This window comes from Citrobacter sp. wls619 (genome assembly GCF_005281345.1).
Taxonomy (GTDB): Bacteria; Pseudomonadota; Gammaproteobacteria; order Enterobacterales; family Enterobacteriaceae; genus Citrobacter.
The window spans coordinates 131,331-157,469 of the sequence record NZ_SZXJ01000095.1; the positions used below are offsets into that span (position 1 = coordinate 131,331).

The 26,139-nt window shown below is 52.4% G+C and carries 22 protein-coding genes and 1 pseudogene; 8 read left to right on the forward strand and 15 right to left on the reverse strand.

What is annotated here, in order from left to right:
• The first annotated feature begins 18 nt into the window (after nucleotides 1-18).
• The 4 genes from caiB (at nucleotide 19) to caiE (ending at nucleotide 4,389) form a co-directional block, all read left to right on the forward strand.
• Nucleotides 19-1,236: an L-carnitine CoA-transferase gene (caiB, locus tag FDX19_RS17950; protein WP_137383762.1), complete on the forward strand. Its 1,218-nt coding sequence runs from the start codon at nucleotides 19-21 to the stop codon at nucleotides 1,234-1,236.
• A gap of 63 nt (nucleotides 1,237-1,299) precedes the next feature.
• A complete protein-coding gene (caiC, locus tag FDX19_RS17955; RefSeq protein WP_137383763.1) occupies nucleotides 1,300-2,853 on the forward strand; it encodes a crotonobetaine/carnitine-CoA ligase in 1,554 nt (517 codons plus the stop codon).
• Between the two features lie 54 nt (nucleotides 2,854-2,907).
• On the forward strand, nucleotides 2,908-3,693 hold the full coding sequence (gene caiD, locus FDX19_RS17960) for a crotonobetainyl-CoA hydratase (RefSeq protein WP_137383764.1): 786 nt from the start codon (nucleotides 2,908-2,910) through the stop codon (nucleotides 3,691-3,693).
• Nucleotides 3,694-3,792: 99 nt separating this feature from the next.
• Nucleotides 3,793-4,389 (forward strand): carnitine operon protein CaiE, encoded by a 597-nt coding sequence (gene caiE, locus FDX19_RS17965; RefSeq protein ID WP_137383765.1) that lies wholly within the window; start codon nucleotides 3,793-3,795, stop codon nucleotides 4,387-4,389.
• Nucleotides 4,390-4,465: 76 nt separating this feature from the next.
• Here caiE and caiF read toward each other — a convergent pair whose 3' ends face one another.
• From caiF to FDX19_RS25520, 11 genes and pseudogenes are all read right to left on the reverse strand, one after another.
• Nucleotides 4,466-4,861 carry a carnitine metabolism transcriptional regulator CaiF gene (gene caiF, locus FDX19_RS17970; RefSeq protein WP_003829705.1) on the reverse strand — a complete coding sequence of 132 codons (396 nt, stop codon included), beginning with the start codon at nucleotides 4,859-4,861 and terminating at the stop codon, nucleotides 4,466-4,468.
• 273 nt (nucleotides 4,862-5,134) lie between these two features.
• On the reverse strand, nucleotides 5,135-8,362 hold the full coding sequence (gene carB / locus FDX19_RS17975) for a carbamoyl-phosphate synthase large subunit (RefSeq protein ID WP_137383766.1): 3,228 nt from the start codon (nucleotides 8,360-8,362) through the stop codon (nucleotides 5,135-5,137).
• 15 nt (nucleotides 8,363-8,377) lie between these two features.
• Nucleotides 8,378-9,526: a glutamine-hydrolyzing carbamoyl-phosphate synthase small subunit gene (gene carA, locus FDX19_RS17980; RefSeq protein ID WP_137383767.1), complete on the reverse strand. Its 1,149-nt coding sequence runs from the start codon at nucleotides 9,524-9,526 to the stop codon at nucleotides 8,378-8,380.
• Nucleotides 9,527-9,980: 454 nt separating this feature from the next.
• On the reverse strand, nucleotides 9,981-10,802 hold the full coding sequence (gene dapB / locus FDX19_RS17985) for a 4-hydroxy-tetrahydrodipicolinate reductase (protein WP_137383768.1): 822 nt from the start codon (nucleotides 10,800-10,802) through the stop codon (nucleotides 9,981-9,983).
• A 173-nt stretch (nucleotides 10,803-10,975) separates the two neighbouring features.
• Nucleotides 10,976-11,890, reverse strand: coding sequence for a ribonucleoside hydrolase RihC (gene rihC, locus FDX19_RS17990; protein ID WP_137383769.1), 915 nt, complete (start codon nucleotides 11,888-11,890; stop codon nucleotides 10,976-10,978).
• Nucleotides 11,891-11,955: 65 nt separating this feature from the next.
• Entirely contained in the window at nucleotides 11,956-12,906 is a 951-nt protein-coding gene (gene ispH, locus FDX19_RS17995) for a 4-hydroxy-3-methylbut-2-enyl diphosphate reductase (protein WP_137383770.1), read from the reverse strand.
• Between the two features lies 1 nt (nucleotide 12,907).
• Nucleotides 12,908-13,357, reverse strand: a complete 450-nt coding sequence (gene fkpB, locus FDX19_RS18000) for an FKBP-type peptidyl-prolyl cis-trans isomerase (RefSeq protein WP_137383771.1) — start codon at nucleotides 13,355-13,357, stop codon at nucleotides 12,908-12,910.
• A 116-nt stretch (nucleotides 13,358-13,473) separates the two neighbouring features.
• Nucleotides 13,474-13,971, reverse strand: a complete 498-nt coding sequence (lspA, locus tag FDX19_RS18005) for a signal peptidase II (RefSeq protein WP_137383772.1) — start codon at nucleotides 13,969-13,971, stop codon at nucleotides 13,474-13,476.
• Nucleotides 13,971-16,787, reverse strand: a complete 2,817-nt coding sequence (gene ileS / locus FDX19_RS18010) for an isoleucine--tRNA ligase (protein ID WP_137383773.1) — start codon at nucleotides 16,785-16,787, stop codon at nucleotides 13,971-13,973. Before ileS ends, lspA begins: the two co-directional genes overlap by 1 nt.
• A gap of 37 nt (nucleotides 16,788-16,824) precedes the next feature.
• A complete protein-coding gene (ribF, locus tag FDX19_RS18015) occupies nucleotides 16,825-17,763 on the reverse strand; it encodes a bifunctional riboflavin kinase/FAD synthetase (RefSeq protein ID WP_137383774.1) in 939 nt (312 codons plus the stop codon).
• A gap of 7 nt (nucleotides 17,764-17,770) precedes the next feature.
• Nucleotides 17,771-17,986, reverse strand: a pseudogene (locus FDX19_RS25520) (DUF2575 domain-containing protein).
• 105 nt (nucleotides 17,987-18,091) lie between these two features.
• Here FDX19_RS25520 and rpsT point away from each other — a divergent pair.
• Nucleotides 18,092-18,355: a 30S ribosomal protein S20 gene (gene rpsT / locus FDX19_RS18025; protein WP_003018940.1), complete on the forward strand. Its 264-nt coding sequence runs from the start codon at nucleotides 18,092-18,094 to the stop codon at nucleotides 18,353-18,355.
• Between the two features lie 59 nt (nucleotides 18,356-18,414).
• Here the strand turns inward: rpsT and nhaR are convergent, their stop codons facing one another.
• The 4 genes from nhaR to dnaK form a co-directional block, all read right to left on the reverse strand.
• Nucleotides 18,415-19,314: a transcriptional activator NhaR gene (nhaR, locus tag FDX19_RS18030; RefSeq protein WP_137383775.1), complete on the reverse strand. Its 900-nt coding sequence runs from the start codon at nucleotides 19,312-19,314 to the stop codon at nucleotides 18,415-18,417.
• 37 nt (nucleotides 19,315-19,351) lie between these two features.
• A complete protein-coding gene (gene nhaA, locus FDX19_RS18035) occupies nucleotides 19,352-20,518 on the reverse strand; it encodes a Na+/H+ antiporter NhaA (RefSeq protein ID WP_137383776.1) in 1,167 nt (388 codons plus the stop codon).
• Between the two features lie 205 nt (nucleotides 20,519-20,723).
• Entirely contained in the window at nucleotides 20,724-21,857 is a 1,134-nt protein-coding gene (gene dnaJ, locus FDX19_RS18040; RefSeq protein ID WP_003829737.1) for a molecular chaperone DnaJ, read from the reverse strand.
• Nucleotides 21,858-21,942: 85 nt separating this feature from the next.
• The gene (dnaK, locus tag FDX19_RS18045) at nucleotides 21,943-23,865 is read right to left on the reverse strand and encodes a molecular chaperone DnaK (protein WP_003829739.1); all 1,923 of its coding nucleotides are present in this window, start codon (nucleotides 23,863-23,865) and stop codon (nucleotides 21,943-21,945) included.
• A gap of 383 nt (nucleotides 23,866-24,248) precedes the next feature.
• Here dnaK and FDX19_RS18050 point away from each other — a divergent pair, with 383 nt between their 5' ends.
• From FDX19_RS18050 to satP, 3 genes are all read left to right on the forward strand, one after another.
• Entirely contained in the window at nucleotides 24,249-24,653 is a 405-nt protein-coding gene (locus FDX19_RS18050) for a DUF2541 family protein (RefSeq protein WP_137383777.1), read from the forward strand.
• Nucleotides 24,654-24,679: 26 nt separating this feature from the next.
• Nucleotides 24,680-25,393: an acidic protein MsyB gene (gene msyB / locus FDX19_RS18055; protein WP_137383778.1), complete on the forward strand. Its 714-nt coding sequence runs from the start codon at nucleotides 24,680-24,682 to the stop codon at nucleotides 25,391-25,393.
• 149 nt (nucleotides 25,394-25,542) lie between these two features.
• Complete coding sequence (gene satP / locus FDX19_RS18060; protein ID WP_137383779.1) at nucleotides 25,543-26,109, forward strand: acetate uptake transporter; 567 nt, start codon at nucleotides 25,543-25,545, stop codon at nucleotides 26,107-26,109.
• Nucleotides 26,110-26,139: the final 30 nt, after the last annotated feature.

The window sequence follows — 26,139 nt, forward strand, 5'->3', positions numbered from 1 at the left end:
ACTGCCAGGAGCTAAATTATGAATCATTTACCCATGCCAACCTTTGGGCCACTTGCCGGACTGCGGGTTGTCTTTTCAGGGATTGAAATTGCCGGGCCGTTCGCCGGGCAAATGTTTGCCGAATGGGGTGCGGAAGTTATCTGGATAGAGAACGTGGCATGGGCCGATACCATCCGCGTACAGCCAAACTATCCACAGCTTTCACGCCGTAACCTGCACGCCCTGTCGCTGAATATTTTCAAAGATGAAGGCCGGGAAGCGTTTCTGAAATTAATGGAAACCACCGACATCTTCATCGAAGCCAGTAAGGGCCCGGCCTTTGCCCGTCGCGGCATTACTGATGAGGTATTGTGGGAACATAACCCGAAACTGGTTATCGCCCACCTTTCCGGCTTCGGCCAGTTTGGTACCGAGGAGTACACCAATCTTCCGGCTTATAACACCATTGCGCAGGCATTCAGCGGCTATCTGATCCAAAACGGCGACGTTGATCAACCTATGCCCGCCTTCCCATACACCGCCGATTACTTTTCTGGCATGACCGCAACCACCGCCGCGCTGGCTGCGCTGCACAAAGTGCGCGAAACGGGTAAAGGGGAAAGTATTGACGTTGCCATGTACGAAGTGATGCTGCGTATGGGTCAGTACTTCATGATGGATTACTTCAACGGCGGCGAAATTTGCCCACGCATGACCAAAGGTAAAGACCCCTACTACGCTGGTTGCGGTCTGTATAAATGTGCTGATGGCTACATCGTTATGGAACTGGTTGGTATCACGCAAATCAACGAGTGCTTTAAAGATATTGGTCTGGCTCACATCCTCGGTACCCCTGAAGTCCCGGAAGGCACTCAGCTTATCCATCGCGTTGAATGCCCATACGGCCCATTAGTCGAAGAAAAACTGGATGCCTGGCTGGCGCAACACACCATTGCCGAGGTCCAGGCACGCTTTGCCGAGCTGAACATCGCTTGCGCGAAGGTGCTGACGATTCCAGAACTGGAAGGCAACCCGCAGTACGTTGCCCGTGAATCCATTACTCAGTGGCAAACGATGGATGGTCGCACCTGCAAAGGGCCAAACATCATGCCGAAATTCAAAAATAATCCGGGGAAAATCTGGCGTGGCATGCCATCACACGGCATGGATACCGCCGCCATTCTGAAAAATATCGGTTATAGCGAAGCAGACATAAATGAGCTGGTCGGCAAAGGCCTGGCCAGGGTTGAGGAATAAACGCGACGCGCTAACCCACGGGTTCGGTTAGCGCTCACGCCTGTTTTCAGTGGATAAAGCAATATGGATATCGTTGGCGGACAAAACTTGCGTCAGATGTGGGACGACCTGGCCGGGGTGTACGGAGATAAAACGGCACTTATTTTCGAATCCTGCGAAGGAAGCGTTCAGCAGTTTAGCTATGCCTCGCTTAATGAAGAAATTAACCGCACGGCGAACCTTTTCCATTCTTTAGGGGTCCGTAAGGGCGATAAGGTCGCATTGCATCTGGATAACTGTCCGGAGTTTATTTTTTGCTGGTTTGGACTGGCAAAAATCGGCGCCATTATGGTGCCGATTAATGCCCGCTTACTGGGCGAAGAAAGCGCCTGGATCCTGCAAAACAGTCAGGTGCGCCTGCTGGTCACCAGCGCCCAGTTTTATCCTATGTACCGCCAGATACGCCAGGAAAACGAGACACCACTGAATCACATCTGTCTGATTGGCGATCGGCTTCCGGCGGATGACGGCGTGAGCCACTTTTCCCTCCTGAAAGACCGACAGTCAGCCACGCTATGCTATACGCCCGCGTTATCTACTGACGATACGGCGGAAATTCTGTTTACCTCAGGCACCACCTCACGTCCCAAAGGGGTGGTAATTACCCACTACAACCTGCGTTTTGCAGGTTACTACTCTGCCTGGCAAATCGCCCTGCGCGATGATGACGTCTACATGACGGTGATGCCTGCGTTTCATATCGACTGCCAGTGCACGGCTGCAATGCCGGCATTTTCATCAGGGAGCACCTTCGTGCTGATTGAGAAGTACAGCGCCCGGGGCTTCTGGGACCAGGTACGTCGATATCAAGCGACGGTGACGGAATGCATCCCGATGATGATCAGAACGTTGATGGTTCAACCTGCCGCACCTACCGACAGGCAACATCATCTGCGTGAAGTGATGTTCTACCTCAACTTATCAGAGCAGGAAAAAGACGATTTTACCGAACGCTTTGGCGTCAGGCTGCTGACTTCCTACGGCATGACTGAAACTATCGTCGGTATTATCGGCGACCGTCCCGGTGACAAACGACGCTGGCCGTCTATTGGCCGCGTGGGGTTTAGCTATGAAGCCGAAATCCGTGACGATCACAACCGTCCCCTGCCCGCCGGAGAAATTGGCGAAATCTGTATTAAAGGCGTGCCGGGCAAAACCATCTTCAAAGAGTACTACGCTCAGCCAGAAGCAACCGCCAAAGCACTGGAGCCAGAAGGCTGGTTACATACCGGCGATTCGGGTTACCAGGATGAGGATGGCTATTTTTATTTCGTCGACAGACGCTGCAACATGATTAAACGCGGCGGGGAAAATGTCTCCTGCGTCGAGCTGGAAAATATTATTTCTGCGCATCCGAAAATTCAGGACATTGTGGTTGTCGGTATTAAAGATTCAATCCGTGATGAAGCCATTAAAGCGTTTATCGTCCTGAATGAAGGTGAAACATTAAGCGAAGCCGAGTTTTTCAGCTTCTGCGAACACAATATGGCGAAATTTAAGGTTCCCTCTTTTATGGAGATCAGAACCGACCTGCCGCGAAACTGTTCAGGGAAAATAATTAAAAAAAGTCTGAAATAACCTCTCTGGCAGGAATATCTCCTGCCTGCAAACCTATTTATCTGGAGATGAACCATGAGTGAATCATTACATCTGACCCGCAATGGCCCGATTCTGGAAATTACGCTGGACAGGCCCAAAGCCAATGCCATTGACGCCAAAACCAGCTTTAAAATGGGCGAAGTTTTTCTTAATTTCCGTGACGATCCTGAATTACGCGTCGCCATCATCACCGGTGGCGGCGAGAAGTTTTTTTCCGCAGGTTGGGACCTAAAAGCCGCAGCGGAAGGTGAAGCACCTGATGCCGATTTTGGCCCAGGCGGCTTCGCCGGTTTAACCGAAATATTCGATCTCGATAAACCGGTCATCGCTGCGGTAAACGGCTATGCATTTGGGGGGGGATTCGAACTGGCGCTGGCGGCCGATTTTATCGTCTGCGCAGAGAATGCCAGCTTCGCGCTGCCGGAAGCCAAACTCGGGATCGTGCCTGACAGCGGCGGCGTACTGCGTCTGCCGAAACTGCTGCCGCCGGCTATCGTCAACGAAATGGTGATGACCGGCAGACGCATGAGCGCCGAAGAAGCGCTGCGTTGGGGGATTGTGAACCGTGTTGTTAGCCAGAGTGAATTGATGGACAGCGCCCGCGAACTGGCGCAACAACTGGTGAATAGCGCCCCGCTGGCTATCGCCGCGCTGAAAGAGATTTACCGTGCGACCAGCGAAATGCCGGTGGAAGAAGGCTACCGTTACATCCGTAGCGGCATACTGAAACATTATCCGGCGGTCCTGCACTCTGAAGATGCGCTGGAAGGACCACAGGCATTTGCGGAAAAACGCGATCCGGTGTGGAAAGGTCGTTAATCAAGACATGCCGGATGGCGGCGTAAACGCCCTATCCGGCCTACAAACACGGTATGTCAGCCAGATAAACGCCATCCGGCAAAAAAGCGAGGAACAACCATGAGCTATTACGCCTTTGAAGGACTGATTCCGGTCGTACACCCGGATGCCTATGTCCACCCCAGCGCCGTGCTGATTGGCGATGTGATTGTGGGGGCCGGTGTCTACATTGGTCCACACGCGTCACTGCGTGGTGATTATGGTCGTCTGATCCTCGAGGCAGGCTCTAATCTGCAGGATGGCTGTATCATGCACGGCTACTGCGACACCGATACCATCGTGCATGAGAATGGACACATCGGTCATGGCGCAATTTTACATGGCTGCGTGGTCGGTCGGGATGCATTGATTGGCATGAACAGCGTCATTATGGACGGCGCAGTGATTGGCGAAGAGAGCATCGTTGCCGCCATGAGCTTTGTCAAAGCCGGATTTCAGGGGGAGGCAAGACAGATGCTGGTTGGCTCCCCGGTTCGCGTACTGCGCGAAGTCACGGACCAGGAACTACACTGGAAACGGCTGAACACCAAAGAGTATCAGGATCTTGCGATCCGCTGTCAGACTGGTTTACACGAAACGCAGCCCTTAACGCGGGTCGAAGAAAACCGGCCGCGCCTGAAAGGCACGACGGACGTGAAGCCGAAATCAGCACCGTAATTGATGCCGGATGCGCTCACGCTTATCCGGCCTACGCGTCAATCACCGTTTATACCGCCATCAGGCAAACTAACAATTAGCGACGCATACTCTTGGAGAGCATCATTTGCCATTTCTGCTCACGGTTGAGCTCTGTTGGAGGAACCGCTGACAGGCGCGGCGTTTTCGCCATGCTCACCTTTTTTTCCTGCAAATTGTGATTCAACCTGCTGTAAAGATGGGAATCAATACTCACAACTTTCACCAGTCGCTGGCACTGACAGCCCCGACCGGCAATCTGATTAGGGATCATCTTAACTTCACAAACAATTTCCCCCACTTCAGACAGAATATAGGAGAGCGTATTAATCGCTTTGCAGTGTTCAATATCAAAATGGCGGGAAATTTCCTTTGCGGTGATCCAACGATCCTCAGCCATCATCCAGTCAGCAATTAACAAATAAAGCGGTCTTTCAACATATTTTTCACACATAAGCACACCATTTCACAAATTAAAAATCTGGCTACGGCCTGTCCAAATTAATAAAAACTAAGCCATATTAAAATTGTGGATATAAAGGATAGTATGCGACTTGAATGTTGATTAGTGTGAGCTATATCGTGCTTATTACATTGAAAATGTGGTTATGAAAGTGCATTTGGCCAGGAATGACCTTACACGAATTTAAAAAAGGGTTTCTTTACAGAAACCCTTTCAAAATTATATTTCAGGTCCGGTTAACGCAATTATCACCGAACCTATTTTTTATGACTTTTTGATCTGCGCGTGCATTTCCTGGACAGAGGTCACCTTCTCGGTGGCATCTGCATTCAGCGCCATCGCCGTGGCAAAACCGCCGTTCAGGGTGGTGTCGTAGTGAACCTTATACTGCAGCGCACTGCGGCGAATCAGTTTGGAGTCTTCAATCGCCTGACGACCTTCAGTGGTGTTGATAATGTAGGTGTATTCGCCATTCTTGATACGGTCCTGAATGTGCGGACGGCCTTCATGCACCTTGTTCACCAGACGTGGGTTAATGCCCGCTTCACCCAGCACAATCGCCGTGCCGTGCGTGGCATCCAGCTCGAAACCAAACTTCAGCAGTTTCGCCGCCAGGTCAACCACGCGCTCTTTATCGCCTTCGCGAACGGAGAGCAGCGCACGGCCCTGTTTTTTCATGGTAGAACTGCTGCCCAGCTGTGCCTTAGCGAACGCTTCGGCAAAGGTACGCCCCACACCCATTACTTCACCGGTAGAGCGCATTTCTGGCCCTAACAGCGGGTCAACGCCCGGGAATTTATTGAACGGCAGCACCACTTCTTTTACCGAGTAGTACGGCGGGATGACTTCTTTGGTGACGCCCTGCTGTGCCAATGTTTTACCCGCCATCACACGTGCCGCCACTTTCGCCAGCGGTACACCAGTGGCTTTAGAGACGAACGGAACGGTACGCGCCGCACGTGGGTTAACTTCAATCAGGTAAACTTCGTTGTTCTTCACGGCAAACTGGACGTTCATCAGGCCACGAACCTGCAGTTCGAAGGCCAGTTTCTGCACCTGTTGACGCATGACGTCCTGAATTTCCTGACTCAGCGTATAAGCAGGCAGAGAACATGCGGAGTCACCGGAGTGCACGCCCGCCTGTTCGATATGTTCCATGATGCCGCCAATCAGCACCATTTCACCGTCACAAATGGCATCCACGTCAACTTCTACCGCATCGTCGAGGAAGCGGTCCAGCAGCACCGGCGCGTCGTTGGAAACGCTAACCGCCGTCTGGAAGTAGCGACGCAGGTCGGCTTCGTCGTAGACGATTTCCATCGCGCGGCCGCCGAGAACGTAGGACGGACGCACCACCAGCGGATAACCGATTTCTTTTGCTTTCTCAACAGCCTGCTCGATAGCGGTTACGGTAGCGTTGGCCGGTTGCTTCAGCTTCAGACGGTCAACCGCCTGCTGGAAACGTTCACGGTCTTCGGCACGGTCAATCGCATCCGGGCTGGTACCGATAACCGGAACACCGGCAGCTTCCAGTGCACGAGCCAGTTTCAGCGGAGTCTGGCCGCCGTACTGAACAATAACGCCTTTCGGCTTCTCGATACGCACGATTTCCAGCACGTCTTCCAGCGTCACCGGCTCGAAGTACAGGCGGTCGGAGGTGTCGTAATCGGTGGAAACGGTTTCCGGGTTACAGTTGACCATGATGGTCTCGTAACCGTCTTCACGCAGCGCCAATGAAGCGTGTACGCAGCAGTAGTCGAATTCAATACCCTGGCCGATACGGTTCGGACCGCCACCCAGAACCATAATTTTATCGCGGTCTACGGACGGATTCGCTTCACACTCTTCTTCATACGTGGAGTACATGTAAGCAGTATCGGTAGCAAATTCTGCGGCACAGGTGTCCACGCGCTTGTATACCGGGTGCAGCTGATACTGTTCACGCAGTTTGCGAATTTCTGCTTCGCGCACGCCAGCCAGTTTAGCCAGACGCGCATCGGCGAAACCTTTGCGTTTAAGCATACGCAGGAAGTCAGCGTCGAGGCCGTTAATGCCCACGTCAGCCACTTTTTCTTCCAGACGCACCAGCTCTTCAATCTGCACCAGGAACCAGCGGTCAATGTTGGTCAGGTTGAACACACCATCGACGGACAGGCCAGCGCGGAACGCATCGGCGATGTACCAGATACGCTCAGCGCCTGCGTCTTTCAGCTCACGGCGGATTTTAGTCAGCGCTTCCGGATCATCCAGGCTTACTTTCGGGTCAAAACCGGTCGCGCCCACTTCCAGACCGCGCAGCGCTTTCTGCAGGGATTCCTGCTGGGTGCGGCCAATCGCCATCACTTCACCAACAGATTTCATCTGGGTAGTCAGACGGTCGTTTGCGCCCGCAAATTTCTCGAAGTTAAAACGTGGAATCTTCGTCACAACGTAGTCGATGGACGGTTCAAACGAGGCCGGAGTACGACCACCGGTGATGTCGTTCATCAGCTCATCAAGGGTGTAACCCACCGCCAGTTTCGCCGCTACTTTCGCAATCGGGAAGCCCGTTGCTTTGGACGCCAGCGCTGAAGAACGGGATACACGCGGGTTCATCTCGATGACGATCAGACGACCGTTTTTCGGGTTTACCGCAAACTGTACGTTAGAACCGCCGGTTTCCACGCCGATTTCACGCAGTACCGCCATCGAGGCGTTACGCATGATTTGATATTCTTTGTCGGTCAGCGTCTGGGCTGGTGCTACGGTGATGGAGTCACCGGTATGGATGCCCATGGCGTCGAAGTTTTCGATGGAGCAGACGATGATGCAGTTGTCGTTTTTATCACGCACCACTTCCATCTCGTACTCTTTCCAGCCAATCAGCGATTCATCAATCAGCAGCTCATTAGTGGGGGAAAGGTCCAGACCGCGTTCGCAGATTTCTTCGAACTCTTCGCGGTTATAGGCGATACCGCCGCCGGTGCCGCCCATGGTGAAGCTGGGACGGATAATGCACGGGAAGCCAACATCAGCGGCAACCGCCAACGCTTCTTCCATGGTGTGGGCGATGCCGGAACGCGCAGTGTCGAGGCCGATTTTTTTCATCGCGATGTCAAAACGACGACGGTCTTCTGCTTTATCAATGGCATCCGCCGTTGCGCCAATCATGGTCACGCCAAACTCAGCCAGTACGCCCTGGCGTTCCAGTTCCAGCGCACAGTTCAGCGCCGTCTGGCCGCCCATGGTCGGCAGCACCGCATCCGGGCGCTCTTTTTCGATAATTTTGCGTACCACTTCCCAGTGAATCGGCTCGATATAGGTTGCATCGGCCATTTCCGGGTCGGTCATGATGGTTGCCGGGTTGGAGTTCACCAGTATGACGCGGTAACCCTCTTCACGCAGGGCTTTACACGCCTGCGCACCGGAATAGTCAAACTCACACGCCTGACCGATTACAATCGGACCCGCGCCCAGAATCAGGATGCTTTTTATATCTGTACGTTTTGGCATTTTGTTTGCTCCTGATTATTTTGCTAAAGAACGGTAGTGCTTAATCAATTCGATAAAGTGGTCAAACAACGGCGCAGCGTCGTGCGGACCTGGGCTCGCCTCCGGGTGTCCCTGGAAGCTGAATGCCGGTTTATCGGTACGATGAATCCCCTGCAGGGTGCCGTCGAACAGTGACTTGTGGGTTACGCGCAGGTTGGCAGGCATGGAGGCCTCATCAACCGCAAAACCGTGGTTCTGCGCGGTGATCATCACGGTATTGTTATCAATATCTTTCACCGGATGGTTGCCGCCGTGGTGGCCAAACTTCATCTTGATGGTTTTTGCACCGCTCGCCAGCGCCAGCAGCTGATGGCCGAGGCAGATGCCAAATACCGGAATATCGGTTTCGAGGAATTTCTGAATCGCGGTAATCGCGTAGTCGCACGGTGCCGGATCGCCAGGGCCGTTGGACAGGAAGATACCGTCCGGATTCATCTTCAGAACCTCTTCTGCAGAGGTCTGCGCCGGGACAACCGTCAGGCGGCAGCCGCGATCCGCTAACATACGCAGAATGTTGCGCTTGGCGCCGAAATCGTAAGCCACGACGTGGAACGGGAGTTCATCAGCAGATTTTGCTTCCGGTAAGTCACCTTCCAGCGTCCAGCTACCCTGCGTCCAGCTATACGGCTCCGCAGTGGTCACTTCTTTCGCCAGATCCATACCGTTCAGGCCCGGAAACGCTTTGGCTTTTTCCAGCGCCAGCGCCGCATCCGGGTTGTCACCCGCAATAATGCAGCCGTTCTGCGCGCCTTTTTCACGCAGCAGACGCGTCAGCTTACGAGTATCGATATCGGCAATCGCCACGATGTTATGGCGCTTCAGGTAAGAAGAAAGGTCTTCAGTATCGCGGAAGTTGCTGGCAATCAGCGGCAGGTCACGAATGACCAGTCCTTGCGCATGTACCTGAGAAGATTCTGCATCGGCTTCATTGGTGCCGACATTACCGATATGAGGATAAGTAAGAGTGACGATTTGGCGGGAATAGGAAGGATCAGTGAGGATTTCTTGATAACCGGTCATTGAAGTATTGAAAACGACTTCCCCAACCGCCGAACCTGTTGCCCCTATGGCCCGACCGTGAAACTGGGTTCCGTCTTCCAGAACCAATAGCGCTGACTTAATCAAAACACCCTCCAGAGAATATTCACTCACTTTATTTGCATATTAATTCATTAACGCACTATGAATCAATGCAAATTTGCTTACCTATGGATTTCTGGCAAACGGCGGCATTCTAGAGATAGCCCACGTAAAAGTCTACCCAAAAGGACAATTTTTATTATTATTTTGCGCCATTGACGAATTAACCTGCCTCCAGGCATCAAAAAGATCAACTAACTTAGAGTGGAAAACGCTTGCGGAGTAGGAAGAGTATCAAATCACAGAAAAAAGAGATAAAAAGTAGACCAAATGGTCAAAATTTACATTTAACCAACATAAAAAGACAACAAAACCTATAAAAACAAGATACTCAATTCAAAATCAATATGAAATAGGCAAAATAAAGGGCAATAAAATATTGCCCTTTGTAATCAAATAATTACGACTACAATAACCACATCACGAAGGGTAATAAACCTTACAAATTGCGTAAATCAAGCACATCTCGCATATCAAAAAGACCGTTTGATTTAGATTTCAGCCAAATAGCCGATCTCACGGCACCGTTGGCGAATGTCATACGGCTGGAGGCTTTATGCGTAATCTCGATGCGCTCACCGATATCAGCAAACATCGCGGTATGTTCCCCAACGATATCTCCCGCACGCACCGTCGCAAAACCGATAGTGCCCGGCACACGTTCACCGGTATAACCTTCACGCGCATAGACGGCACAGTCTTTCAAATCTTTATCCAGTGCCCCGGCTATCGCCTCCCCCATCGCCAGCGCGGTACCAGACGGCGCATCCACTTTATGGCGGTGGTGAGCTTCAATAATTTCAATGTCGGTATAGTCACCCATGACTTTCGCGGCTTTCTCCAGCAGCTTCAGCATGACGTTAACACCGACGCTAAAGTTAGCGGCGAAGACGATGCTAATATCCTGTGCGGCATCGTGAATAGCCTGTTTTCCCGCCTCATCAAAACCAGTGGTGCCAATCACCATGCCTTTTCCGTGCTGGCAACAAAACGCCAGATGTGTCAGCGTACCTTCCGGACGGGTAAAATCGATAAAAACGTCAAAATCATCTTTTATCGCTTCAAGGCTGCTTTGCACGGTCACGCCCGTTTTTCCTGAGCCCGCCAGTTCCCCGGCATCGCTACCCAATAAGGAAGAGCCTTCACGCTCCAGCGCCGCGCCAAGCTGTACGCCATCCATACCCAGCGTGGCCTGAATCAACTGACGCCCCATGCGTCCTCCGGCTCCCGCGATGGCAACGCGGATTTGTGCATCATGCATAGCTATTCTCTTTTGTTAATTTTACGTAAATCGTTTTCAGATTAACCAGCGTATCGCTGCGCCGCCAGCCGAAAACGTCGATAATTAGAATTTAATGATAAACAGGGAAAGATATCAGTAAAAGGCATGACGCCACGGAATAAGCAGCGTCATATCGTTATATAGCGTGGAAATCAGGGGGCCAGTGCCAGAACGTGCGCCACCCACTGCTGGAACCCCTCAACGTTCAGCCCCAGTGCCACCTGGGCATTAGCGGGTTGCCCCAGCCGCCCTTCGATGTCTACTACCGTTGTGCCAGAGGTATATTCCCCCTGCGTTTCAACGGCGACAAAACAGGGCCTGAGCGTAAAGAGATCCGGGCGCACCAGCCAGGCAATCGCACAGAGGTCGTGCATTCGCAGCCCCGTATTCATGCTACCGCTACGGTAGTGACTGAACAGCGCATGTAGCATTTTTCCGGTCTGATTAAGCCCTGGTAACGTCGCCAGATAATCCGGCGCAAGCATGGCCTGGTTGGTCACGTCCAGCCCGCACATTACAATCTCCAGCCCGCTCTGGAAAACTTTCGCGGCAGCCTCGGGATCGATAGCAATATTAAACTCGGCGTTTGGCGTGAAGTTCCCGCGCCCGGCCGAACCGCCCATAATCACCAGGCGCTGAATGTTGAATACGCATTCAGGATAATGAGTCAGCAACAACGCAATGTTGGTCAGAGGACCAATGGCCACCAGCGTCACCGGCTGCGGGGCATGCATCAGCGCGTCACGAATGGCCTGGAAGGCAGGTTTTGCCAGCGGCTGGCGGTCGTGCTCGACAAATTCGTACCCTTCCATGCCGGACTCACCGTGTACGGAAGCAGCATCACGCAACGGGCGCACCAGCGGCATGGATGCGCCCTGCGCCAGGGGGATATCCGCCTTCCAGAAATGCAGCAACTGCAACGCATTACGGGTGGTTTTTTCCACCGAAACATTGCCTGCTACCGTGGTCATCAGTTGCAGATCCAGCTCAGGGGCAAACAGCGCGGCGGCAATAGCGGCGGCATCATCAATGCCGGGATCGGTATCAAGAATGATCGGTAAGCGCATGGTTTCTCCAAAAAAAATGCCAGACGTTAAGTCTGGCATCTTCGCATAATCGTAACCGGAAAGACTTACTCTACTTCACGAACATCCACACGCAGTTCTTTAGGCACTTCGAAAACGATATTCTCTTCACGGCCTTCAAGCGGGATAGCGTCTCCACCACCCAACTCCTGCAGGCGAGCAATCACGTTCTGCACCAGAATATCGGGTGCCGAGGCGCCAGCGGTCACGCCTACGCATTTCGCCTCTTTCACCCACGCTTCCTGGATATCAGTCGCATCATCGATCAGATACGCGGCTTTCCCCATTCGCTGGGCCAGTTCAGCCAGACGGTTGGAGTTAGAGGAGTTTTTCGAGCCGACCACCAGTACCACATCTGCCTGTTCCGCCAGCGCACGTACCGCTTCCTGACGGTTAGTGGTGGCATAGCAGATATCATCTTTGCGCGGCCCGACGATTTTCGGGAAGCGTTGGCGCAGCGCGTCGATGACATCCGAAGTATCGTCAACAGAGAGCGTGGTCTGCGTCATGAAGGAAAGTTTACCTTCATTTTTCACGTCCAGTTTCAACACATCTTCTGGTGATTCAACCAGATACATCCCCCCTTGCGGGTTGCTGTATTGGCCCATCGTGCCTTCAACTTCCGGGTGTCCGGCATGGCCGATCAGGATCGACTCTTCGCCGCGACGGCTGGCACGGGCGACTTCCATATGCACCTTCGTCACCAACGGACAGGTCGCATCAAAGACGGTAAGGTCGCGGCCTTTAGCTTCGTTACGCACTGCCTGAGACACGCCGTGGGCGGAGAAAATCAGAATTGAGCCGTCCGGCACTTCGCTGATTTGCTCAATAAAAATAGCGCCGCGCTCACGCAGGCTATCCACCACGTAGCGGTTATGCACCACTTCGTGACGGACATAAATCGGCGCGCCGTAAATAGCCAGCGCGTTTTCTACAATGCTGATAGCGCGGTCTACGCCAGCGCAGAAGCCGCGCGGGTTGGCCAACAGGATCTGCATTTTACGCCTCCAGTACTGGTTCGACTTCCAGCACTTCAATATCAAAATGAACGGTATGCCCAGCCAGTGGATGGTTGAAATCAACCGTGATCGAATCACCGTTGATTTCGCGGATAACACCAGGCATCTCACTGCCGTCCATTGCGGTAAAGAGCATGATTGCGCCAATTTCTGGCTCGCCCGCGTCCATAAATTCCCGACGCGAGAAATACTGAATTAAGTCCGGGCTGGTGATACCAAAGGCCGCATCAGGCTCCAGGGAGAACGTGGTTTTATCGCCCTCTTTTAGGCCCAGCAGGTGCTGCTCCAGTCCTTCAGACAGAGAACCGTCGCCCAGGCGAAACAGCGCAGGCTTGCCGTTATTGCGGGTTGACTCTGCGGTGGAGCCATCGTCGAGCTTGAGGGTGAAGTGCACCAGCACCGCACTGTTACTCTGTACTGATTTTGACATGCAGGTTGCTCTTTAAAATTGCTGCCGACTGTAGGCCCGGTGGCGCTACGCTTACCGGGCAAACAAGGATCGCAGTATATTGTAGGCCGGATTAGCATAGCGCCATCCGGCATTTTTTATGCGGCTTTTTTCTCTTTCGACGGTAAGAAGCCTTCAAGAACAATCAACGCTGCGCCGATACAAATCGCCGTATCCGCCAGGTTGAAGGTCGCGAAATGCCAGTCCCCGACGTAAAAGTCAATCATATCAACTACAAAGCCGTGCCACAGGCGGTCGAACAGGTTGCCCAGCGCACCACCGATGATTAACGCATACGCAATGTTATTCAGCTTCTGCGTCGCTTTAGCGCGGTACATCATCACCATCAGGATGACGCAAATACCGATGGCGATCCCGGCAAAGAACCAACGTTGCCAGCCACCGCTGTCAGCTAAGAAGCTAAACGCCGCACCATAGTTACGCGCGTAGTGCAGATTAAGCGACGGGAACAGCGACACCGTATCCCCCAGAGCAAAGTTCTGGAGGATCAGGTATTTGCTGCCTAAGTCGATAATCAGCACGACTACCACCAGCCACAGCCAGCGTAGCCCTGTTGAACAAAGAGGCTTACTCATCAGGCAAACTTACGTTGTTCGCCATCACCGGCGATGTTGCTGACACAGCGTCCGCAGATGTCTGCGTGTTCCGCCACCTGGCCGACGTCGGTGGTGTAATGCCAGCAGCGCGGGCACTTCTCACCTTCGGCTTTACTCAGTACGATTTTCAGACCTTTCAGCAGTTCGCTCTGCTGAGCATCAGCCGGAGCCGCAGCATAATCCGCAACCGTCGCACCAGAGGTCAGCAGAACAAAACGCAACTCTTCGCCCAGTGCGGTCAGTTTCGCCGCCAGTTCTGGTTCAGCGTACAGCGTCACTGCCGCTTCCAGAGAACCACCGACTTTCTTATCTGCACGCGCCTGCTCGATAACCTTGTTCACTTCGCCACGTACTTTCAGCAGCTCGTCCCAGTAGGCATCGTTCATCGCTTCGGTTTCGCCTAAGCCAAACAGACCGTCGTACCACTCACCGGTAAAGACATACTTCTCGCGGGAGCCCGGCAGGTAACCCCAGATTTCATCGGCGGTGAAGGACATGATCGGCGCCATCCAACGAACCAGCGCTTCGGCAATATGGAACAGCGCAGTCTGGCAGCTACGACGCGCCACGCTGTCCGCTTTCGCGGTGTACTGACGGTCTTTGATGATGTCGAGGTAGAACGACCCCATTTCTACGGAGCAGAAGCGCATCAGGCGCTGTACCACTTCGTGGAAGTCATAGGCTTCGTAAGCTTTCAGGATCTCTTCCTGAGCCGCCTGCGCACAACCTACCGCCCAGCGGTCCAACACCACCATCTCTTCCGGTTTCACCATGTCTTTAACCGGATCGAACCCGTTCAGGTTCGCCAGCAGGAAGCGTGCGGTGTTACGGATACGACGATAGCTGTCGGCAGCACGTTTCAGGATTTCATCAGAAACGGCCATTTCACCGGTATAGTCGGTAGAAGCCACCCACAGACGCAGAATATCCGCGCCCAATTTGTTCATCACATCCTGCGGAGAAACGGTGTTACCGATAGACTTGGACATCTTACGGCCCTGACCATCGACGGTGAAACCGTGGGTCAGTACCTGGCGGTAAGGCGCTTTGCCTTTCATGGCGGTGGAGATCATCAGAGAAGACATGAACCAACCACGGTGCTGGTCAGAGCCTTCCAGATACATATCTGCCGCATGCCCTGCAAACTCAGGACGCACGTCAACGACGGATGAGTGGGTTGAACCGGAGTCAAACCACACGTCCAGCGTATCCGGGACTTTGACATACTGGTCAGCTTCGTCGCCGAGGATATCTTTCGGATCGAGATCCCACCACGCCTGGATGCCATCAACTTCAACGCGTTTAGCGACTTCTTCCATCAGTTCGACAGCGCGCGGATGCAGCTCTTCAGTGTCTTTGTGGACAAACAAAGACATCGGCACGCCCCACGTACGCTGACGGGAGATACACCAGTCAGGACGGTTGGCAACCATCGATTCAATGCGCGCCTGGCCCCAGTCAGGGATCCACTGCACGCCTTTGATCTCTTTCAGCGACTGCGCGCGCAGGCCTTTCTGATCCATGCTGACGAACCACTGCGGCGTCGCACGGAAGATGATCGGCGACTTGTGGCGCCAGCAGCACGGATAGCTGTGCTGCATCTTCTCAACGTGCAGCAACGCGCCTTTTTCGCTCAGCAGCGCAACGATTTTGTCGTTGGCTTTAAAGACGTTCACACCGTCCAGATCCGGATAGGTACCCGCCAGGTATGCGCCGTCCGGGCCAACCGGGTTTGCGATTTCCAGACCGTATTTCTGGCTGATGACGTAGTCATCCGGACCGTGGCCGCCAGCGGTATGCACCGCACCGGTACCCGCATCCAGCGTCACGTGATCGCCAAGAATTGCCGGCACATCAAAGCCCATAAACGGATGGGTAAAGCGCAGCAGTTCCAGCTCAGCGCCTTTGACGGTGCCAAGGATGGTGTATTCAGCCGCGCCAATACGCTGCATCACGCTTTCAACCAGATCTTTTGCCAGAATCACCGCCTGGCCGTCCATCTGTACCAGCGCATAGTCAAAGTCAGGCGCCAGAGAAATTGCGCGGTTCGCCGGTAACGTCCACGGGGTGGTGGTCCAGATAACCAGAGAGACTGGGCCATTGACATCAGAGACGCCAAATTTTGCTTTTACTGCGTCCGGGTCTGCCGCATGGAACGCAACGTCAATAGATGGAGACGTTTTGTCATAATACTCAACTTCCGCTTCCGCCAGCGCAGAACGGCAGTCAACGCACCAGTGCACCGGCTTCGCACCTTTGTGCAGGTGACCGTTGCCGATGATTTTGCCCAGCGCACGAATGATGTTGGCTTCGGTTTTGAAGTCCATAGTCAGGTACGGATGCGACCAGTCGCCCAGCACGCCAAGACGGATAAAGTCTTTACGCTGACCGTCAACCTGGGTCGCTGCGTATTCGCGGCACTTGGCACGGAACTCTGCAGCGGTGAACTTCTCACCTGGCTTACCGTATTCCTGCTCCACCTTCAGCTCGATCGGCAGACCGTGACAGTCCCAGCCCGGAACGTAAGGCGAGTCATAGCCCGTGAGTCCCTTGGACTTCACGATAATGTCTTTCAGAATCTTGTTAACCGAGTGACCAATATGAATGCTGCCATTCGCATAAGGAGGGCCATCATGCAGAATGAAGGTTTTTTTGCCTTTTTTGGCCGCACGAATGATGCCGTACAGGTCATCATCAGTCCAACGCGCCAGCATTCCCGGTTCGCGCTTGGCGAGATCGCCGCGCATCGGGAACCCTGTTTCCGGCAAATTCAGGGTTGATTTATAGTCACTCATCAGATTCTCGGTTCCGTATTTAAAACTCGTATAGGCATTAAGCCGGTTTTGTTAGCCCAAAAAATTCGCGGGCAGTCAACTCATCACGCGCAATCTGCGCTTTTAGCTCATCCAGCGAGGCAAATCGCTGTTCGCTGCGTATTTTTTTACGCAGTACTACATCTATATGGCGACCGTAGAGGTCCATTGCAACATCCAGTAGATGCACTTCCAACTGCTGGCGTACACCGGCAACCGTCGGGCGGGTGCCAATGTTAGCTACGCCGGGATAAGGCTTTTCACCCAATCCCATCACTTCAACCGCATACACCCCTTTCACCGGGGAAACCTGGCGACGCAGCGGTAAATTTGCCGTCGGGAAACCGATAGTTCGTCCCAGTTCATCGCCGTGTACGACGCGTCCTGAAATGGTAAAAGGGTGTCCAAGCAAACTTTCGGCCAGTTGCAGGTTATCGTCTGCCAGCGCCTGACGCACCGCGGTGCTGCTGATCCGCACACCGCCTTCACAGAAGGTTTGGGTACTGGTGATATCAAAACCATACTCAGCGCCCGCTTCCTGTAATAACAAGAAATCGCCCGCACGGCTAGCGCCAAAGCGGAAATCATCACCAACAGCAAGAAATTGTACACCAAGGCGCTTCACCAGCAGGTCGCTGATAAAGGTCTGTGCCGTTAATGCGGCGAAACGCCTGTCAAAACGCACGCACAGCACGTAATCCACGCCGCATTCGGCCAGATAACGCAGTTTTTCCCGCAGGCGGGTAAGGCGCGCAGGCGACTTATCCGTCGCAAACAGCTCCAGCGGCTGTGGCTCGAAAATCATCACCATCACTGGCAGACCGCGTTTGCGCCCTTCTTCCCGTAAGCCCTGCAACAAGGCACGGTGGCCACGGTGCACGCCGTCGAAATTACCAATAGTCAGCACACACCCATGCGGGGCCTGACTGAGATTATGTATGCCTCGTATCAGCTTCATGTCTGGCTCAAAACAGTGAAAATCGTGAAAGTATACCCTGTACAGCGGTCAAGGTTAACCGGCGATTGTTTCCTCGAAACAGAAAGAAGATTGTTTTCATTGTTATGAAACAAATTGATGCCCTTCACCGGTAAACCAATTCAATTTTTCTCATCGAAAAGCTGTATTCACAGCACGCAAGCTGGTAGAATCCTGCGCCATCACTACGCAACGAGTGCTGCAATTTAAACGGCGCTTATTTGCACAAATCCATTGACAAAAGAAGGCTAAAAGGGCATATTCCTCGGCCTTTGAATTGTCCATATAGAACACATTTGGGAGTTGGACCTTGGCTAATATCAAATCAGCTAAGAAGCGCGCCGTTCAGTCTGAAAAGGCCCGCAAGCACAACGCTAGCCGTCGCTCTATGATGCGTACTTTCATCAAGAAAGTATACGCAGCTATCGAAGCTGGCGACAAAGCTACTGCACTGAAAGCATTTAACGAAATGCAACCAATCGTGGACCGTCAGGCTGCTAAAGGTCTGATCCACAAAAACAAAGCTGCACGTCATAAAGCAAACCTGACTGCACAGATCAACAAACTGGCTTAATCGCCTGCTTGTTGTCGCTTTGTGAAAAAACCCGCGCAAGCGGGTTTTTTTATGTCTGCTTATTTGCTCACTGGCGTAAAGAGCGCGGAATAGTCCGCATTACAAATACGCTGCACCGCCGGGTGCTGGATCATTCTCTCCGCAAAAATGGCATGGTATTCCTCCATCACATTCTCCACACGTCCAATCTCCACAATCGAATCATCGGCATAGAAATTGTTCGAATAGAGCGTGGGCGCAACGAAAATGGCATTGTGCGTGGCACCAAAGGCTTTCATCAATGCAGCATCATCAAACTCACCGAGGATTTCAACATTCAGCCCCTGAGAATTAATCCAGTTCAGCAGCTTACGCCCCAGCATTGAACGACGACCAGGGATCAGCAATCGCCGCTCTTCAAGACAGGCCGGAAATGGCTTCTCAGGCAAGGGATTCGTGCACCAAAAACTGACACAGCACTCGCCTATTTTCACCGAGAACAGACCTTCCTGCTGCGTCGAATCAATCGGACAATCTGAGATAATCATATCCAGCTTGTGCTGACTGAGCTGCTCTAGCAGCATCTCATGCGTAGATTCAAAGCAGCGCAGGTGGATTTGTTCATCTTCTACCACAGCGGCATCCAGCACACTGCTGACCAGCTGTTTTGACAACGCATCCGCCACACCGACATCGAACAATAAATTAGACTCTTTGCGATAGTTCACGATATCCAGCATCTCCTGGCTTAACGTGAACATTTTATCCGCATAGCGAAAGACTAATTCACCCAGTTCACTGGGCTCCAGTCCGCGCCCCTTACGCTTGAACAATTTTCCCTGTAAGCGTTCCTCAAGCGCTTTAATCTGCCCAGTAATGGTCTGTGGCGTCAGATAAAGCGCTTCTGCTGCACCAACCACCGAACCTTCTTTATACACATGCCAGAAGTAATACAGGTGGTTGTAATTGATATGAGACATACTCTCTCCCTGAAAATTGTCACAAAGCGTCAGCCGATCAGGCTGACATGTTCAATCGAGTGCGTAACCAGCAATAGCCGATCACTGCCGACAGCAAAGAACCGATCAGGATCCCCAGTTTTGCCCAGTTAATCAGCGCTGGATCAACGCTGCCAAACGCCAGGCTGGCAATGAAAATCGACATGGTGAAACCAATGCCGCACAGAATACCCACCGCCATGATCTGCTGGAAATTCGTGCCTTCAGGCAACTGTGCCAGCTTCAGGCGGAGCGCCAGCCAGCAGAACAGGCTAATCCCCAGCGGCTTACCGATGAGCAGGCCAGCGATAATTCCCAGCGGCAGAATCGAGGTCAATCCATCCAGCGTAACGCCCTGTAACGAAACACCTGCGTTAGCAAAGGCAAACAGTGGCAGAATCAGATAAGCCACCCACGGATGCAGGACGTGCTCCAGACGCTTCGCCGGTGAGCGCCCATGTTTTTCCTTTAACGGAATGAAGAAACCCACAATCACCCCGGCTAGAGTCGCGTGCACGCCAGATTTCAGTACCGCAGTCCACAGCACCACGCCGACCAGAATGTAAATACCCGTCCGTCTTACGCCACACAGATTCAACGCAGCCAGGATAACAATGGCCAGAGCGGCAACCCCCAACGAAAGCAGTGAAAGGTCGCTGGTGTAGAACAACGCAATAATCACGATAGCGCCGAGGTCATCAATAATCGCCAGCGCCATCAGGAAGATTTTCAGCGCCAGCGGGACACGACTGCCCAGCAGCGCCAGCACGCCTAACGCAAAAGCAATATCCGTTGCTGCAGGGATAGCCCACCCTTCACGAGTGATGGGATCGGCATAGTTAAATGCCAGATACAGCAACGCCGGAACAATCATGCCGCCAATCGCCGCAATGATCGGGAACGCCGCCTGACGCAAACTGGCAAGCGATCCCTGCATCAGTTCACGCTTCACTTCCAGACCGATCAGCAGGAAAAACACCGCCATCAAGGCATCGTTGATCCACAACAGCATGTTTTTGTTGATCTCAAGCGCGCCAACCCGCAGTTGAACGGGCGTCTCCAGAAAGGCGTGGTACCATCCACTGGTGACCCCGATATTGGCCATCAACATAGCTACCGCTGCAGCGATGATCAGAATGATGCCGCCCGAGGCGTCGCTACTAAAAAAACGATGTAGATGTTTCACTTTTATTCTCTCTATTGGGTGAATACTTCGTAATTACTATCTTACACCCTCAAAAAGCTCGTTAAAATTAGATTATTCATGATGGATAGATCGGTTTTTACGATCTAAAAAAGAAAAGTTGATAAAGATTTTCCGAACGGAAAATAGAAATAAAAAAGCCTGAAACTTTTCAGTCCCAGGCTTTTTATCAGATGTAAGGCAGTAATTAGCGCGTCAGATCGTCAAAGAACTTCTTCACACCGTCGAAGAAGCTTTTGGAACGCGGACTGTTTTGCTCGCCGGTCGGGCCGCCAAAGCTGTCCTGCAGATCTTTCAGTAACTGTTTCTGTTTGTCGTTCAGACCCACCGGGGTTTCAACCACTACGCGACACAGCAGATCGCCCTGCGCACCACCGCGAACAGATTTTACGCCTTTACCACGCATACGGAACAGTTTGCCCGTTTGCGTTTCACCCGGAATTTTTAACTTCACACGGCCGTCCAGCGTCGGGACTTCAATCTCGCCACCCAGTGCAGCCATCGCAAAGTTAATCGGCACTTCGCAGTACAGGTTATTGCCTTCACGTTCGAAAATTGGGTGCTGTTTTACCTGCACCTGAACGTACAAATCACCTGCCGGCGCGCCATGCTCGCCCGCTTCACCTTCACCCGCTAAGCGAATGCGGTCACCGGTATCAACCCCTGCCGGGATCTTAACGGACAGCGTTTTACTTTTCTCTACGCGACCATGACCGTGGCATTTGTTGCACGGATCTTTGATCAGCGTACCGCGGCCCTGACAGTGTGGACAGGTCTGCTGTACGGCGAAAAAGCCCTGGCGCATCTGCACCTGACCAGAACCATGACAGGTTGGACAAGTCTGCGGCTGAGTGCCTGCCTTCGCACCGCTGCCGTGGCAAACGTCACACTCTTCCAGGGTAGGAATACGGATCTCTTTGGTGACGCCACGCACGGCTTCTTCCAGAGTGAGATCCATGTTGTAACGTAAATCAGCACCACGTGAGGCGCGCTGACGACCACGACCGCCGCCAAAAATATCGCCAAACACGTCACCAAAGATATCGCTGAAGTCAGCCCCGCCGCCAAAACCGCCGCCGCCGCCCATGCCGCCTTGCTCAAACGCAGCATGACCGTACTGATCGTAAGCCGCACGTTTTTGCGCATCGGTCAGGATCTCGTACGCTTCTTTGATCTCTTTAAACTTGGCTTCGGCCTCTTTATCACCCTGGTTGCGGTCCGGGTGAAATTTCATGGCCAGGCGCTTGTAGGCCTTTTTGATTTCACGCTCTTCCGCTGATTTGGAAACGCCTAAAATCTCGTAATAGTCTTGCTTAGCCATCTCTTTTTATCTGCCCCTAACATGCGTGCACGGGCGGAGAGGAAACCTCTTCGCCCGTGCCAGTAATTACCCGTTCAAAGGGCGATTATTTTTTGTCTTTCACTTCTTCAAACTCAGCGTCGACAACGTCGTCATCTTTCGCGTTGTTTGCAGAAGCATCAGCGCCTGCTGCACCAGCCTGCTGCTGTGCGTGCTGCTGCTGAGCGATTTCCATCAGTTTCTGGGAAACCTGCGCCAGTGCCTGCATTTTCGCTTCGATATCCGCTTTGTCTTCGCCTTTCAGAGACGTTTCCAGCGCGGTCAGTGCAGACTCGATGGCAGTTTTGTCGTCAGCTGGCAGTTTATCGCCGGCTTCTTCAACCTGCTTACGCGTGCTGTGCAGCAGATGGTCGCCCTGGTTGCGGGTCTGAACCAGCTCTTCGAACTTACGGTCAGATTCCGCGTTCGCTTCTGCTTCGCGAACCATTTTCTGAATTTCTTCTTCGTTCAGACCAGAAGAAGCCTTGATGGTGATCTTCTGCTCTTTACCACTGTTTTTATCTTTCGCAGAAACGTGCAGGATACCGTCGGCGTCGATGTCAAAAGTCACTTCGATCTGCGGCATACCGCGCGGTGCCGGGCTGATACCATCCAGATTAAACTGACCCAGATCTTTGTTATCAGCGGCGCGTTTACGTTCACCCTGCAGCACATGGATGGTTACCGCAGACTGGTTGTCTTCAGCGGTAGAGAACACCTGGCTGTGCTTGGTCGGGATAGTGGTGTTTTTCGCGATCAGTGGAGTCATCACGCCACCCATGGTTTCGATACCCAGAGACAGCGGAGTAACGTCCAGCAGCAGCACGTCTTTCACATCACCGGTCAATACACCACCCTGAACGGCAGCACCAATTGCCACTGCTTCGTCCGGGTTAACGTCTTTACGCGGCTCTTTACCGAAGAACTCAGCAACTTTCTTCTGAACCATTGGCATACGCGTCTGACCACCAACCAGGATGACATCCTGAACGTCGGAAACAGACAGACCAGCATCCTGCAGAGCTACTTTCAGCGGCTCGATAGAACGGTTAACCAGGTCTTCAACCAGGCTTTCCAGTTTCGCACGAGTCACTTTGATGTTCATGTGTTTCGGACCGGTCGCGTCTGCAGTGATGTACGGCAGGTTCACGTCGGTCTGCTGAGCGGAAGACAGTTCAATCTTCGCTTTCTCAGCGGCTTCTTTCAGACGCTGCATCGCCAGCGGGTCGTTACGCAGGTCGATACCCTGATCTTTCTTAAATTCGTCAACCAGGTAGTTGATCATACGGCTGTCGAAGTCTTCACCACCCAGGTGGGTATCACCGTTGGTTGCCAGAACTTCGAAGGTTTTCTCGCCGTCAACTTCGTCGATTTCGATAATAGAGATATCGAAAGTACCACCACCGAGGTCATAAACCGCGATAGTACGGTTGCCGACTTCTTTATCCAGACCGTAAGCCAGCGCAGCGGCAGTCGGTTCGTTGATGATACGTTTTACTTCCAGACCTGCGATACGGCCGGCGTCTTTGGTTGCCTGACGCTGAGCATCGTTAAAGTATGCAGGAACGGTGATAACGGCTTCAGTTACCGGTTCACCCAGGTAATCTTCAGCGGTTTTCTTCATTTTTTTCAGCACTTCAGCAGAAATCTGCGGCGGTGCCATTTTCTGACCTTTTACGTCAATCCATGCATCACCGTTGTCAGCACCGATGATTTTGTACGGCATGATGGCTTCATCACGCTGTACTTCTTCGTCCTGGAAGCGGCGGCCAATCAGGCGTTTAATCGCAAACAGGGTGTTTTGCGGGTTTGTCACTGCCTGACGTTTAGCCGGCTGACCAACCAGAGTTTCACCATCCTGGGTATAAGCAATGATAGAAGGCGTGGTGCGATCGCCCTCGGCGTTCTCCAGCACACGTGCAGTAGTGCCATCCATAATCGCTACACAAGAGTTGGTAGTACCCAGGTCGATACCAATAATTTTACCCATCTAAACGTCTCCACTAAAAATTCGGTCATCATGTGGTTGTGAATCTGTAATAAGGGCGAAACGTGCGGTTTCAACTACCCTGAATCGTTTTTTTTCAGACTCACCACTGCGGTTGTCTACAAGATGGGGTCGTAACCCACGTCATCAAGGGGGGCATGAAAATTTTTTTTAGCGTCGTGGCAATAAAATGAGGGAAAAATGGCTGAAATGTACAATTGCGAATAATCACCACCCAAAATGTATACACAAAGCCAATAACAAAAAACCAATCATTCATCTAAAAATTGTAATAAAAAGAAAAGATTACAGGAATGAATCATTTTTCTGGCGGCGTTAAGATGACGGCAACGAACATATTTTTGAACCCGCCTAAGAGAAACACCATGAAAGCCGCATTAACACTTCCCGCCAGCCTGTTGGCGGGTCTTCTACTGAGCAGCGCCGCGCACGCTAACGATCATAAAGTTCTCGGTATGATTGCGATGCCCAGAAATGAAACCAACGATCTGACACTTAAAATTCCCGTTTGCCGCGTAGTGAAACGCATCCAGCTCACCGCCGACCGTGGCGATATCCACCTGAGCGGTGCGTCTGTTTATTTCAAAGCTGCACGCATGGCCAGTCAAAGCCTGAATGTCCCTTCATCCATTAAAGAGGGGCAGACCACCAATTGGATCAATATTAATAGCGACAACGACAACAAACGCTGTGTCTCCAAAATTACCTTCTCTGGTCAGTCGGTAAACTCGTCTGATATGGCAACGTTGAAAATCATTGGCGACGACTAATCCCTTCTGCATAAGTAGAACTCAGTATGAATGTCACGTATTTGAATGACGACGATCTCGCTTTTCTCCAGCATTGTAGTGAGGAGCAACTCGCCGACATCACCCGTTTACTCACCCATAACGAAAAAGGGAAAGCCCGCCTGTCGAGCGTTCTGAGTCATAACGAATTGTTTAAATCGATGGAAGGACACCCGGAACAGCACCGCCGCAACTGGCAATTAATCGCAGGCGAGCTTCAACATTACGGCGGTGACAGTATTGCCAACAAATTGCGCGGACACGGGAAATTATACCGGGCGATTTTGCTGGATGTCTCAAAGCGGCTAAAGCTCAAAGCAGACAAAGAGATGTCTACGTTCGAAATTGAACAGTATCTACTGGAACATTTTTTACGCAACACCTGGCAAAAAATGGATGCTGAGCACAAGCAAGAATTTCTGCAGGCGGTCGATGCAAAAGTCTCTGAGCTGGAAGAACTGTTGCCGCTATTAATGAAAGACCGCAATCTGGCAAAAGGGGTGTCTCACCTGCTCTCCGGCCAGTTAACCCGAATTTTGCGTACGCACGCTGCAGTTAGCGTCATCGGGCACGGACTCTTGCGCGGCGCAGGGCTTGGCGGCCCAGTGGGGGCTGCCTTAAACGGCGTAAAAGCCGTGAGTGGAAGTGCCTATCGGGTCACCATTCCGGCCGTGCTGCAAATCGCCTGTCTGCGCCGAATAATCAACACCTCACAAGCGTGATGCTCGTCACAGGGGAAAATAATTCATTTTCCCTTCGTTAGATCATAGACAGTGCCCTCTCCCCTGATTATCATGCCGCGCCCCGAAGACTGTGATCGTTATTCGGGGAAACTATTTCACCATTCAATCAATGATGATTTTGAGGAATTATGGGCAACACTAAGTTGGCTAATCCGGCACCGCTGGGCCTGATGGGCTTTGGCATGACCACCATTCTGCTTAACCTGCACAACGCGGGTTTCTTCGCCTTTGATGTTATTATTCTGGCGATGGGAATTTTCTACGGCGGTATCGCGCAAATTTTTGCCGGCCTGCTGGAATATAAAAAAGGCAATACCTTCGGTTTAACCGCCTTTACCTCCTACGGTTCGTTCTGGCTGACGCTGGTTGCGATCCTGATCATGCCGAAAATGGGCCTGGCAGAGGCAACAAATGGTCAGTTCCTGGGCGTATACCTAGGTCTGTGGGGTGTGTTCACTCTGTTCATGTTCTTCGGCACGTTGAAAGCCGCCCGCGCATTACAGTTTGTCTTCCTGAGCCTGACGGTGCTGTTCGCACTGCTGGCCGTTGGCAACATTGTCGGTAATGAAGCCATTATCCACGTTGCAGGTTGGGTTGGCCTGGTGTGTGGCGCAAGCGCCGTTTACCTGGCGATGGGTGAAGTACTGAACGAACAGTTTGGTCGTACCATCCTGCCGATTGGTGAAGCGCACTAATCGACGTTATCCCCCCTTTCGGGGGGATAT